Annotated in this window: 9 protein-coding genes, 1 tRNA gene and 1 pseudogene; 2 read left to right on the forward strand and 9 right to left on the reverse strand. The window is 44.0% G+C overall.

The genetic code is table 11. From position 1 onward, the window contains the following. Window positions 1-110: 110 nt before the first annotated feature. A tRNA-Phe gene (locus tag LYNGBM3L_RS20685) sits at window positions 111-183 on the forward strand. 113 nt (window positions 184-296) lie between these two features. On the opposite strand, the gene LYNGBM3L_RS20690 is transcribed toward LYNGBM3L_RS20685, so the two are convergent. From LYNGBM3L_RS20690 to LYNGBM3L_RS20725, 6 genes are all read right to left on the reverse strand, one after another. After that, on the reverse strand, window positions 297-638 hold the full coding sequence (locus tag LYNGBM3L_RS20690) for a DUF5615 family PIN-like protein (protein WP_008187460.1): 342 nt from the start codon (window positions 636-638) through the stop codon (window positions 297-299). Window positions 639-641: 3 nt separating this feature from the next. Then, the gene (locus LYNGBM3L_RS20695; protein ID WP_008187462.1) at window positions 642-968 is read right to left on the reverse strand and encodes a DUF433 domain-containing protein; all 327 of its coding nucleotides are present in this window, start codon (window positions 966-968) and stop codon (window positions 642-644) included. A 128-nt stretch (window positions 969-1,096) separates the two neighbouring features. Next, window positions 1,097-1,609, reverse strand: coding sequence for a hypothetical protein (locus tag LYNGBM3L_RS20700; protein ID WP_008187463.1), 513 nt, complete (start codon window positions 1,607-1,609; stop codon window positions 1,097-1,099). A gap of 522 nt (window positions 1,610-2,131) precedes the next feature. Beyond that, window positions 2,132-4,741, reverse strand: coding sequence for a bifunctional aconitate hydratase 2/2-methylisocitrate dehydratase (gene acnB / locus LYNGBM3L_RS20710; protein ID WP_008187468.1), 2,610 nt, complete (start codon window positions 4,739-4,741; stop codon window positions 2,132-2,134). A gap of 314 nt (window positions 4,742-5,055) precedes the next feature. Further along, window positions 5,056-5,481 carry an arginine synthesis PII-interacting regulator PirA gene (pirA, locus tag LYNGBM3L_RS20715; RefSeq protein ID WP_008187470.1) on the reverse strand — a complete coding sequence of 142 codons (426 nt, stop codon included), beginning with the start codon at window positions 5,479-5,481 and terminating at the stop codon, window positions 5,056-5,058. Window positions 5,482-5,806: 325 nt separating this feature from the next. Further along, entirely contained in the window at window positions 5,807-5,989 is a 183-nt protein-coding gene (locus LYNGBM3L_RS20725) for a DUF4278 domain-containing protein (protein ID WP_008187474.1), read from the reverse strand. 1,242 nt (window positions 5,990-7,231) lie between these two features. Between LYNGBM3L_RS20725 and LYNGBM3L_RS34990 the strand changes: the two genes are divergently transcribed. After that, entirely contained in the window at window positions 7,232-9,805 is a 2,574-nt protein-coding gene (locus LYNGBM3L_RS34990; protein ID WP_008187478.1) for a HEAT repeat domain-containing protein, read from the forward strand. Window positions 9,806-10,081: 276 nt separating this feature from the next. Here the strand turns inward: LYNGBM3L_RS34990 and LYNGBM3L_RS47675 are convergent, their stop codons facing one another. The 3 genes and pseudogenes from LYNGBM3L_RS47675 to sufR form a co-directional block, all read right to left on the reverse strand. After that, window positions 10,082-11,011 carry a hypothetical protein gene (locus LYNGBM3L_RS47675; protein ID WP_008187481.1) on the reverse strand — a complete coding sequence of 310 codons (930 nt, stop codon included), beginning with the start codon at window positions 11,009-11,011 and terminating at the stop codon, window positions 10,082-10,084. 1,212 nt (window positions 11,012-12,223) lie between these two features. After that, the gene (locus LYNGBM3L_RS20740) at window positions 12,224-12,481 is read right to left on the reverse strand and encodes an NDH complex assembly factor CRR9 (protein WP_044494119.1); all 258 of its coding nucleotides are present in this window, start codon (window positions 12,479-12,481) and stop codon (window positions 12,224-12,226) included. Between the two features lie 375 nt (window positions 12,482-12,856). Then, a pseudogene (gene sufR / locus LYNGBM3L_RS20750) lies at window positions 12,857-13,521 on the reverse strand (iron-sulfur cluster biosynthesis transcriptional regulator SufR). Between the last annotated feature and the right edge of the window lie 367 nt (window positions 13,522-13,888).

Raw genomic sequence — 13,888 nt, forward strand, 5'->3', positions numbered from 1 at the left:
GCAGGGGACAGTAGACAAAAATTGAAGCTGGATCGCAAAAAAAAATTTTCTGATCTACTTGCAAATCCAGACTAGATTTGTTAGCCTTAATAAGGCGTCAAAAAAAGCAAGCCGGGATAGCTCAGCTGGTAGAGCAGAGGACTGAAAATCCTCGTGTCGGCGGTTCAAGTCCGCCTCCTGGCATACAATATGAAACCACTTGGGAGCAAGCCTTTTATTGTTGATACATCAATTTAGTGTCTTGCTTTAGGCTGAAACAAACCAGATAATGCTAAAGATTTTTAGCAGAAATCACCTCATTTAGCAGGACGTACCACACGAATTAGTTTGCCTTGTAAAGTTTCCTCTGCTTTTACAGCTTCATCTATCCGTTCTGCAAACTGTTCCCAATTACGATTATTGGTACAAACAACAATGCCGAAATGGTCAGAGTTTCGGCGATGCAAGCGGATAAAATCATCTCTGTTGATAGTCAAAACCGAGCGTTCTTGGCTAATGGCAAATGCGAGTACTTCATTATCAGGTGTACCTCTATCTGCATTACCTGCTTCTTGGACAGTCAGAACATCATGCCCCAAAGTGCGTAATAATCCTACTACAGGAAAAGGGAACTGCTCATCTGCGTAAAAACGTGCCATCTACTAGGCTACCTCATTGCGCTCAATCGCTATTTCGATTTCATCGGGGTGAGCTTTTGCGTATACCCAAGCATTCGCTAAATCAGCAGCTGTAATTGTTGGATAACTTGTTAAAAGGTCACTATCACTGTATCCAAGACGACGAGCTTCTACAAGTAACCAGACGGGAATACGAGTATTGGCAATGCAAGCTTCTCCCCCACAAACTCTAGGGTTTTTCTCAATTCCTTGCCAATTGCTTGTGAGACTTTGAGCGAGTAACTGAATAACCTGCACTTTTTCACTAGGGCTAAGGGCAAGAAGTTGTTGCTCTAAGTCTTTAAGTACCACGGATGTCAATCCTTTGATGCGCGGGAAAGCTATATTTATAATTGTACCAGAAATCGGGAATCGGGAATCGGGAATCGGGAATCGAGGCAAAATCTTGTGTGGCTGATAGCTGAATGCTTAAATACAGTTCAATCCCACCAATAGCAAACAACAACCGCATCCCGATCACGTTGAATATCGTCTCCCCATAATGCTCCTTCGTATCGATATCTCAATCGGCGTTTGAGTCGGTAACTGTACTCTTCATTGGTGCCATCAGTTACCTCTACCGAGTCAGCTCGCCATTTTTTACCCAAATCTATTAGTTGGGAAACTTTAGTATCTTGATTTTCTGCAAGTATGTATAAGGTATCTGCTGGATAGGCCACAAAATGAATAATGCTGCTATCTGGCATGGGACGATAGTTTGCCATTGCCAGCAGGGTATCTACCAGACCACCAAAACTTAAGCCATTTTCATCTGGTGCAAAGACTGGTTTGGTAAACAGAAAGCTTGCCCATAAATCTCTGTGCTTGGAAAGGTCAGTAATAACTTCTGGGCCATCAAACTCATTGAATCGTCGCTGCAAAACCAAAGCAGCAAATAGTTCTTGGGGAGAATAGGATTCAGCAAGGGATTGGATTTTAGTTAAGTCAAGCATTGTTGTTATCAGGATTTTTACCTCGCCTAACTTCTTCTGTGTAAAAACGTGCCATCTACTAGGCGCGCTCAATGTCAGCAGTCAGCCGTCAGCGGTCAGCAGTCAGCTGAAAATAAACCTCATTCGCCTAAGGTAGGGCGTTCCCTTAGAGGATATCTGAAAAGTTTTTTGATACTGAATTTTGCCCCCCTGACCCCCCAACTTTGGGGGAAGAGTCAATTTGCTTCTAAAAGTCCCCCAGAATTGGGGGACCAACGGGGGCTTGGATGTAGCAAATGAGACTTCTCAGACAACCTCTTAGCGTGGGCAATGCGCAATGCGCAAACGGTCGAATTTAATAGTTCGAGATTAATGAAAATTGAAAGTATGGAGAAAAGCCCATCTAAGCATATGCTGAATGCTGAATGCTAAATGCTGAATGCTGAATGCTGAATGCTGAATGTTGATAGCTTAAGTAATAGAAATAATCGGGTGAACCTAACAGCTCACCCGAAAACTCAGCTAAGCTAAACTAAAACTAATCTACTTGAGCGTTCCCGCTGGGATGCCCAAAATATCTTCAATCTTGGGCATTTCTTCGATAGGAATCACCCGTCCTTCATCTTCAAATCCAGCGATTTTATCAAAGTTCAAATACTTATACAAATCACTAGCAAAGGGATTAATTTTCTCGGCTACAATTGACTGATACTCTTCAGCACTGGGAATCCGACCTAATAAGGCACAAGCTGCTGCTAATTCAGCAGAACCCAAGTAGACTTGGGCACCTTTACCCATACGATTATTAAAATTACGAGTAGAGGTGGAGAATACTGTGGCTTTATCAGCAACCCGAGCTTGATTTCCCATGCACAGGGAACATCCAGGCATTTCAGTCCGGGCACCAGCTATGCCAAAGATACCGTAAACCCCTTCTTCTTTGAGTTGTTTCTCATCCATCCGGGTAGGGGGACAAATCCACAACCGAGTGCTAACAGGGGGTTCCCCTTCTAGGACTTTGGCTGCAGCACGGTAATGTCCAATATTGGTCATGCAAGACCCAATGAATACTTCATCGATGCGATCGCTTGCGACTTCAGACAACAATTTTACATTATCTGGGTCATTGGGAGCAGCTACAATTGGCTCAGTGATTTCATTCAAGTCAATCTCGATAATTTCAGCATATTCTGCATCCTTGTCCGCTGCCATCAGTACGGGATTTGCCAACCATTCTTCCATCTTGGCCACTCGACGCATGATCGTACGGGCATCTTGATAGCCTCGCCCTACCATATTTTTCAGTAGGGCGATATTGGAACGCAAATACTCAGATACTGTTTCTACTCCGAGCTTAATGGTACAGCCAGAACAAGACCGTTCTGCACTAGCGTCAGTAAGTTCAAAGGCTTGCTCAACTTTCAAATCGGGCAATCCTTCTATTTCCATAATCCGTCCCGAGAAGACATTTTTCTTATTGGTCTTCTCTACTGTCAGCAATCCTTTTTGAATAGCTACATAGGGAATAGCATTGACAATATCCCGCAAGGTTACCCCTGGCTGCAATTCACCTTTGAACCGCACTAACACAGATTCGGGCATATCTAAGGGCATGACTCCCAAAGCAGCACCAAAGGCCACTAATCCGGAACCGGCGGGGAAGGAAATGCCTAGGGGGAAACGGGTGTGAGAGTCTCCACCAGTGCCTACGGTATCAGGTAATAACATCCGGTTCAACCAAGAGTGGATAATGCCATCCCCAGGACGCAAGGCTACACCAGCACGAGAGGCAAAGAAGTCGGGCAATTTTTTATGGACTTTGACATCAACGGGCTTGGGATAAGCAGCAGTATGGCAGAAGCTTTGCATGACTAAGTCCGCACTGAAACCAAGACAAGCCAGTTCTTTCAATTCATCCCTAGTCATGGGTCCTGTGGTATCTTGGGAACCAACTGTAGTCATGATCGGTTCGCAAGAGCTACCTGGACGAACACCGGGTAAGCCACAGGCTTTACCGACCATTTTCTGGGCTAAGGTGAAGCCTTTGCCTGTATCTTCTGGCATGGTTGGACGGGCAAACAGGGGACTCGGTTCTAATCCCAAGGCTTCCCGGGTTTTATCCGTAAGCGATCGCCCAATCAGTAACGGAATCCGTCCACCAGCACGGACTTCATCGAGGATGGTATCGGGTTTGAGGGTAAAGGTGGAAATAACTTCCCCAGCTTGGTTAGTGATTTCACCCTTGTAGGGATGGATGGTAATCACATCCCCAGTTTCCATTGTTGAAACATCGCACTCAATGGGCAATGCACCAGAATCTTCAGCCGTGTTGAAGAAGATCGGGGCAATTTTGCCACCTAAGATATATCCCCCAGCCCGTTTATTAGGAACATAGGGGATATCTTCACCAATATGCCAAAGTAAGGAATTAATTGCCGATTTCCGGGATGAACCAGTACCAACAACATCCCCAACATAAGCCACAGGGTACCCATTTTCTTTTAATTTAGCAATAGTTTCTAAACCCGACTCTATCCGAGATTCCAACATGGCCAAGGCGTGTAACGGAATATCTGGGCGAGTGGTGGCGTGAGTGGCGGGGGATAAGTCATCGGTATTGGTTTCTCCAGGTACCTTAAATACAGTTACAGTAACTGCTTCGGGGAGTTTGGGACGCTGGATGAACCACGCAGCATTGGCCCAAGCATCGATGACTTGCTTGGCGTAAGGATTGACATCGGAAATTTCTAGAACATCATTGAACGCATCAAAGACAAGTAATGTCTTACTTAGGGCAGTAGCGGCTTCGGCTGCTAAGGTGGTTTGATCAGACTGGAGTAACTCAACCAAGGATTGGACATTGTAGCCTCCGACCATAGTACCCAAGAGGTCTACAGCACCCTGGGGGTAAATCAGAGGACTAGTGAGTTCTGCTTTTGCGATCGCAGTTAAAAACCCGGCTTTGACATAAGCTGCTTCATCAACTCCAGGGGGAATGCGATCGCGTAACATAGCCATTAATGCTTCTTCTTCCCCAGCTGGTGGATTTTGCAGCAGTTCACAAAGTTGGGATGTTTGCTCAGCACTTAGGGGTAGGGGAGGAATTCCTTGAGCTCCCCGTTCAGCTAGGTGTTCACGATAAGATTTCAGCATGATAGATTTACCTGTGCGCGGGCTTCATGTATGACCAATAATAATAGGTTTCAAGAATCCCCGCGTCTAATGACCGGGGAGTGTCAAATTTGTTACAAATATTGCCCTACCAGAGTGTCGCAAGTCATCAAAGCATGAAAAATCAAAGCATCAAAAAAGCGATCGCTGTGGATCGCTCTGTCTTGTGTTAGAGAGTTGTGGATACGTGAAAAAGTTTGAATAAGGTTTGGTCAATCTATATCGCAATGGCTGGGGTTGGCGATAATCCCAAACTGACTCGTCACCAGACTTGTGAGAGTATCTGTGTTAACTCACTAGATAGGTTGCATCTGCTTTGACTCCTCTTCTAGAAGCCTGACCAGATTCTGATCACCGTTAGCTTTAGCTACCTCTAGACGATGTTCCAAAGTTTGGCGCATAGTAGCCAGATGCGCTTTTCTGCTCTCATTCAAGACTTTTTGCAGCCGGTGGCGAGCAATCGATGTCTTTGCAGCCACAGTAGAAATCGATTTAGCCACTGGTTGAGAATTAGTTACATCAGAATTAGTTACAGTTGGATTACCAGTGCAGTAAGAAACACCACGCCATTTCAGATGATTTACTGGTGGGGGTTCAGGCATGTGTCTGGGATAGTGAACTCTCCAATTCTGAGCCCGATAAGTGCCACCAATTTCACCCTCTCTCACTTCTAGTAAAGAGGGTTCAGCGTCGTAACTTACACCACGATACCTAAGTTTCATATCTATTACCCCTCCGATTGACTAATAATAATATCAGACCACTTTTTTCAATAGTCTTGAGTGCTTTTAATGTAAGCTAACAGCTGACAGCTGAAGGCTGTTAGCTTAAAATCCGATGTTGCTTAATAATGGAATGGTTTGAAGAGTTTTGTGGAATAAGCATCTTGCCCCTTCCACCAAGATGGCCATTCCACCCACCAGGTCAAACAGCTTTAGTGAAAAATTTAAAATTGAAAGTCTGGGGAAAAGCCCATCAGCTGATAGCTGATAGCTCAATGCTTACCTCAGCACTTTTTGACTCAAACAAAACTAGTGATACTAATAGCTACCCTCTTTTATAGGTAACACCACGATAGGTCATGTTAGCGGGTGATTTACGCCAAGGATTATGCTTAATTCGGTGAACTTTCCAGCTATGACCCCGGTAAGTGCCACCAATTTCACCTTCAGATACTTCTAGGGTAGATGGTTCACTTTGATAACTGACACCTCGGTAAGAAAGTTTCATTGCTCGAATACCTCCGATTGGATTGCTTAATCGAATTACTTAATGGAATTGCTTAATAAGTTGCTTGGCCAGGAATTGTTTAATAAGTTGGTTGGCCAGGTGAGGAATTCTGTCTAAGGGTTAGGCAAGCTTGCCCTAGGTATCACTTTCTTGGGTTCTCTACGGCTTATCTACTTCAGGATATCTGAGTGGAGAGCCACTGATCCGACAGAGACCTCAATGCTTATTCAATTCCAATTTTTATTTCTGTATCTATTTTGACACTTTTTTCGACAAAAGTCAAATGTTAAGAAAAAAAAACAAATCAGATCCTTTCCGATGGTTAAGGTTATACACTCTAGGCTCTAGGCTCTAGATTTTAGGCATGAGGCTCTAAACATCTAGACTAAGGGGATTTTGACAAAGTTTGCTAAGTCTTCCGAAAGCAAAGAAGCCTTCAACTACGCCTCTTGTCCCTAATACTCAAGAATTAATACCTAAGAATTAATACCTAAGAATTAATACCTAAAACTTAATATTTCTAAAACTTAATCGTCCTAAAACTTAATATTTAAAACTGTAAACATATGCGCTACGGGCACGCTACGCGAACAGCAGTCAGCCTTTAGCTGATAGCTGATAGCTGATAGCTGATAGCTGATAGCTGATAGCTGATGGCTGATAGCTGATAGCTTACCTAAAACTTAATACCTAAGACTTAATACCTAGGCGACCGGACTGGATATAGCACTACGCGCTACTGTTAGGACATTGTCTTGATGCAGTCGCTCATGGGGGAAACCACGGCAGTCGCTCATGGGGGGAACCACGGCAGTCGCTCATGGTTTGAAGTTACCGTAAGACAGTTGAGCCTTAATCAATAAGTTTTAACCCTTTTTTGCATAACCTACCAACCATAAAGGCTCAACTGTCTAAGGTTTCGTCTCCGGGGGACCCCCAAGACCGCGCTGCCTCCCCAAGACCGCGCTGCCTCCCCAAGACCGCGCTGCATCGCTCCTAAACTCCGAAACGTAAGTCATAGCTTACTTTTAGGTGCGACCCGTGGCGAATTTAATTCGCCTACGGAAAGCGCACCTTTGACTTCTGACTTCTAACTTCTGACGCTAAGCGTAGCGCTATATCAGGGAGTGGGGAATCCTCAAGAGTACCCCCAAGGGTACTTTTATAGCCCCTCAGAGAGATAAAACTGGATTTGTGAAGAGATTGCTTGTATCTATACTCACGAAACCTTGGAGAACTTCTATGATTAGGTGCATCAAACAACCCACTTCCTCAGTGCTCAAGGTGTTTTTACTGGGCTGCTCATTGCTACTGCTGCCCTGTAGTCCTGCCTTAGCTCAAGGGTGTACTCAAGCAGAGATTAAGACTAATATCGCCAAATTCGACGATATAGACAATACAACCGCTAAACAAGCAATAGTCCAATGTGGTTCAAAATCTGTCTATTTACTGATTGAAGCCCTGAAGACAGATAAATCTGCTGCAGTTCGGGAGGGAGCTGCTGTTGCTCTGTGGAGTATGGGAGAGGAAGCGTATCAAGCTGTCCCTGGGTTGATTAAAGCCCTAAGGAACGATGACTCGGCGACAGTTCGTTCCAAAGCTGCTTCTGCTCTGGGATTGATGGGAGAAGCATCTTATGAAGCTATCCCTGATCTGATTGATGCACTTAAGGATAAATCTGCTGAAGTTCGTGCCAATGGTGCTTATGCTCTAGGCAACTTAGGCAAGAAAGCCAATAAGGCTGTACCTCACCTAATTGAAGCCTTGAGGAATGATAAATCTGCTGAGGTTCGTGCTAACGCTGCTTATGCCCTAGGGAATAAAAAAGAGGCAGCCAAGTCAGCTGTACCTTACCTGATTGAAGCCCTAAAGGATGAAACATCCTTGTTGGTTCGCATAACTAGCGTCAATGCCCTAGAGCAGATTGCCGAGAAAACCAAAGATGTTGCTCCCCAGCTGATTGAGCGACTCAGGAAGGATAAATCTATCCTGATCCGGATTCGCGCTACCGAGGTACTAGGGGAAATTGGAGAGCCAGCTAAGGATGCTTTGCCTCTATTAATTGAGTTGCTTAAGGATAGCTCAGTCTATGTTCGTTATTATGCTGCCTCTGCTTTAGGAAAGATGGGAACGGAAGGGATTCAGGCTGTGCCTAACCTAATAGAAGTCTTGTTGACAGATGAATCGATCGATGTTCACGATTCCGCCGCCTCTGCCCTTGTCGAAATTGCTTCTAAGCTTGGTAAACAGAAGAAGCAGCTCACCAAAGTGCAATTGGAACAATCGATACTGGAATTTGAAACAGTTATCCAAAGGCTAGAGCAAGACACGGAGAAAATTTTCCAGGATAGATGGATAGAAAGCGTTCGTGGTGGTCTTTATGATCTCCAGGAAGAACAGGACTCTCGTAGTTATCAGAAAATTTTTAGGGAAGGGGTGATTATCTGGCTAACTCATATGCTATTTTGGTTGGGACTGATACTGCTTTATCCCAAATCCCCCCAAGTCCAAGCTATCTTCTTTTGGAATCCCTGGGTGCGGAAGTTTTTTGGACTGGGGTATGTGGGCATAGCCCTAACTTGGATTCCCTTTCTACGCTCCAAGTTATTTGCGCCCTTCCAGGAATCCTTGCTGTCAGATGCGGATTTAGAAAACTTTGATGAGCAAGCTTACTTTCCTAACTTGGAAGTCGAGCGGAAGGGAAAAAATATAACCCAACCCATTCAAGAAGCAATACCAGATCTGGAATTACCCATTGTCCTGGAAGGAGAATCAGGATTAGGGAAATCCATGTTTCTACGCCACTTAGTGAAATCATCTAAGCGAATCATCGTCTATTTACCTGCAGAGAAATGCGCTAATGGCGTGATCGAAGCGATTCAAGCAAAACTTCATGGATTCGCCCAAGACTCTGGTTTCTTGCGAGACCTGATTTACAGTGATGCCATTGATATCTGTATTGATGGACTCAATGAAGTCACTCCAGACACACGAGCCTTGATTACCAGTTTTGTGGAAAGTTACTTCAAGGGCAATATTATCATAGGGACCCAATCCATGGAGTGGCAGACCCCCTCTTGCGCTACGACCTATGTACTGCAACCATTGAAACCTAAGCAGATTGAGAAATTTTTACTATCGCGCTATAAAATTATGCCCCCAGATGCTCCCATCTCGGGTATAAAGTACAAACAAGCCTGCGAAAAGTATATTGACACCGTTTTACCTCAGTACCAATCAGAAGAAGAACAGAGAACTGTGCGTCGGATGCTGTCCAACCCGATGGACCTGACCATAGTGGCTCAGATGATAGCCCATGGGCAGAAACCAGACTTGCTGAATTTGCAGCAACAGCAGTATCAATATATGGCTCAGGAGTATGAACAACTCTATCTCAGACAATTTCCCCTAGAGGCATTTGCTGAGACAGTTTACCAGATGCGCTTGCAAGATGAGGTAGCGATACCAGCTGACAAATGGTTTGAAGAACTGATTTGCATGGAACGCCACAAAATGGTATTTTGCCGTCTATTTGTTGACCATGCAGGCAATGATCGAAAAGAATGGTATTTCCGCCACGACAAAATCCAGGACTTTTTCATCGTGCAGACGTTCCTAGGTGAAGGAAATGATTTGCCAAACAAGCAGATCAGTGACCCTAGGTTTCGCGGCGTGTACTTCCTCTTGGCAACCTTACTGCCTTGGGATGCTGCTTGGCGCTTGCGGGAAACCTTAATTCAATACGCAGCGAATACTAAAGACCATACAGTTAGTGATAACTTTGTTCAACTGTTGTTGTCCCGACAAGCGGCATGATCTGTTGAAGGTTGAGGGTTGTTGGTCAGAATGAAGAATGAAGAATGAAGAATGAAGAATGAAGAATGTAGAATGAAGAATGTAGAATGTAGAATGTAGAATGTAGAATGTAGAAGGCAGAATGTAGAATTCTAAATTCTCAATTCTAAATTCTCAATTCTCAATTCTAAATTCTAAATTCTAAATTCTCAATTCTCAATTCTCAATTCTCAATTCTAAATTCTGCATTCTAAATTCTAAATTCTAAGAAGCCTGAAGGTTAAGGGTCAACAGCGACTAGAATTTCCAGGCTAGTGGCACTACTGCTTGACTGGACCTATGCTGCTGATAAAAGCCGAGTACTCTCTGGACATAGTCAGCAGTTGCGCCACTGTTGCAGCCAGAGGGTTTTCCTGTCATCCACCAACAGGCGGTACGGCGAACAGCAATCATTTCATTGTTGCCACTATCTGTCAATTCAATATCCAGTTCCCGTCTGATGATACAAGCCACCACACTGCGTGCTGTGGTCGGGTCGGCTTCAAATTGTGCAGGTGTCATTGCCTGTCCTGCACATTGGGATGTCCAGCTAGGGATAATCCCCGGTAAAACTTGCCAGTCACTGTACATGCCATCATTCGGGCGATTGGGTGGTGCCGAAAGCCGCAGTGCTTCTACAAGAGCGTTGACTTGCGGATCAAGAGGGTTGACTTGCGGATCAAGAGTGTTGACTTGCTGATCCTCTACTTGTGCGAATACTGGTGTTGACCTATGGGGCTGCTGATAAAAGCCGAGTACTCTCTGGACATAGTCAGCAGTTGCGCCACTGTTGCAGCCAGAGGGTTTTCCTGTCATCCACCAACAGGCGGTACGGCGAACAGCAATCATTTCATTGTTGCCACTATCTCTAAATTCAATCTCTAGTTCCCGTCTGATGATACAAGCCACCACACTACGTGCTGTGGTCGGGTCGGCTTCAAATTGTGCAGGTGTCATTGCCTGTCCTGCACATTGAGATGTCCAGCTAGGGATAATGGCAGGTTTTACTTGCCAGTCGCTGTACATGCCATCATTCCGGCGATTGGGTGGTGCCGAAAGCCGCAGTGCTTCTACAAGATCGTTGACTTGCTCATCCTCCACTTGTGCTGATACTGGTATTGCCCACAACCCCACACTCACTATTATTCCGGTCAAGACCAGATTTTGAAATTTATTGATTACTTTCATTGATCATTTTCAGATTTATTTTATATCTAAAATTAACTGAACTAGGAATGCCACTGATCCCGACAGTGATCAGGGAATGATGAAGATGAATGATTAATAATGAATTACCCCATGCTAGGTGTTAGGGGCTTGTACTCGAAAAACGATTAATGCAAAACTATGTGCTGATAGCGTTTTTATATGAGTTGTAAACACAGGTATGGCAGTAATTTGCTTGCCTACAATAGGCAAAAGGCAATAGGATAAAGAGATCCAGAGTTTTATTTAAAAATCAAAAAACACCTCTTAGGTTTACATCTCATTTGGAAACGCTATATTATGTGCCGATACATCATTGATCATTCCTAAGACATACTTCCTTGGACTTAAGGAATTTTTGAGAATAATTGGATAATGATGGGGACTGTGAACAATAGGGCAATATCTAAAATCGTGATGGCTGCGAAGCGAATTTGTTGAGTATTCATGATGCACCATTTCCTTGAGTATTAACAGCTGACCTAAGAATGCTAGCGGTAACTTATATCCATTTCATCGGTTTAGATCACGCAAGACTGTGATTTAGGACAACGCATCTATGTGATCTTGATCAATAATTTTACCCAAAATCCTCTAAACCGTCATTTATAAAGTAAAGGATTAAATGGCTGTAGGGCGCTTGATAGCTACACTATTGGTAAGTTTTGACTAGTGACAAAACTAAAATTAGCCCCAAAAGCACTAGATTAAATAAGTGCGTTACGATTTATTAACGCACCCCAAAAAAAATTAATATTTATTTTATAAATAAGCTCTAAATTGCTGATTTTTGATTAGGTTTTGTTGAGGTTTGTTTGTTAACAGTACTATGCAGTAAACTGTCAATAATTAACCGATTATATCAAGTCCAGTGAATCACATCCAACATAATCCCTGGATAGTTGGTGATGGAGAATCGTTAACTACCAATTACCAACTACCAAGGTAAGCTATCAGCTAATGCGCTACGCGCACGCTGCGCGAAGCGCATTAGCTGATAGCTTATGCCCACGCTACTTGAGGTACTTTTTAAGAAAACAGGTAAGCATTGGTTTAATCTATGTTACGTCTGCTGACACCTGACCGCTGACGGCTGAATGCTGAGAGCTGAATGCTTACTTACCAACTACCAACTATCACTTACCAACTGCAAGTAATAATTAGTGAAGGGGACAATATTACCTGTTTATTGGCTTACCATTTCAAAAAAGCGGCTTCTACCCCTTGTTCTCGCCGAATCTTACTGTCCTTCTCAAACCAATCGATGATCTGCTGATGGGTCAACTCTTCCATGGGCACCCCAGTATCTTGTGAAATATGCTTCAACAGTCTGAGGGAGGAAATAGTTAAACGAGTTAAAAATTTCTCTGGGGAAGAGAGCAATGCTTGGTCTACATCAGCGGATTCTTCCGGAGTTAAGAATTGGATTGAGGATTGCTGGGAATCAGCCATAAGGGTTTTCAAGGTTTACTACATAATTTGTAAGCTATCAGCTATCAGCTATCAGCTATCAGCTATCAGCTATCAGCTATCAGCTATCAGCTATCAGCTATCAGCTATCAGCTATCAGCTATCAGCTATCAGCTATCAGCTATCAGCTATCAGCTATCAGCTATCAGCTATCAGCTATCAGCTATCAGCTATCAGCTATCAGCTATCAGCTATCAGCTATCAGCTATCAGCTAATGGAGTATGTAACAGGCTAGAAGCCTGTGCCACGCTATAAGCCTTTACCATGCAAGCTACTTGAGGTGGTATTAACTTGGGGCCTGTGGTTAACGGCTGACAGCTGATAGCTGAATGCTTACAGCCTTAGTTACTGGCATGTTAGTTATTTGCTGGCCCTTTGATTAAATAGCCGCACTGATGCTCTCCATTATTGAGCCAGTGAGTACGCTCCACTGTACAATCTGGCAATACGGCGGCAAACATTTCCAGTTCATGACCACACACACTGGGGTAAGATTCGGCAACGTTGGAAATAGCACAATTGTATTCGGTTAAAATATACTGCTCGCTAACGCCATTATTTAAATTACCTGATTCTAGGGTGTGCCACTCTGCCATATAACCTTCTAGTCTACGCAGTTCTACTAACTTGCCTACTCGCTCTCGCACTGTACCATTTCCTATACACTCCCGGTATTCTTGAGCTTTACGTTGCCATTGCTTTTGTAGAATCGTGCTAGTCTGTTCACGACCCAAGGTTTCTGTCATGGTATCGAGCAGGGAAACGGAAAACTCTCCGTAATGATGGGGAAAGCGATCGCGTCCTTTGTGAGAGAGGTGATAGATATGTTGAGGACGCCCCATGCCAATTGAACAGATTTGTACTCAATTAGCCCTTCTGCCTCCAATTCTTTGAGATGACGTCGAATAGCTTGGGGGCTAACCCCTATGGCTGTGGCTAACTCCTGGGCTCTTGCTCGATCCTGTTTGAGGAGATATTGTAAGATGTCTCGCTTGGTGGAAGTTTGCTGAGTAGGCATCATGGGCTTAGGAGTTGGGGATTGGGTAACAGGGGAAGGGCACTCAGGCTTCCCTTTGGTGCTTGTCGGTACCGTTATTTCTATTAAATCTAAATTCTCTTGACTTTAACAACATGTTTGTTGTTAATATAACCTACAATAGAGTTAAACAACAAAAACGTTGTTTTAATCCACCCAGTCACCAGATAATATCCCGTGGGCATGAGGAAGCTGTATATCATAGTTGTAACCGGCGATAAAAGCAAGCCGCTGTCTTGATGCAGTCGCTACCCGCAGTCTACAACCTCTAACCTTCCAACCTGCCAACCTACTCTACGGGAAAGTCAAAGGCGAACAAACTATCACTGTGTTTGTAACTCTGTTGAATCCT

Source organism: Moorena producens 3L (genome assembly GCF_000211815.1).
Classification (GTDB): domain Bacteria; phylum Cyanobacteriota; class Cyanobacteriia; order Cyanobacteriales; family Coleofasciculaceae; genus Moorena; species Moorena producens.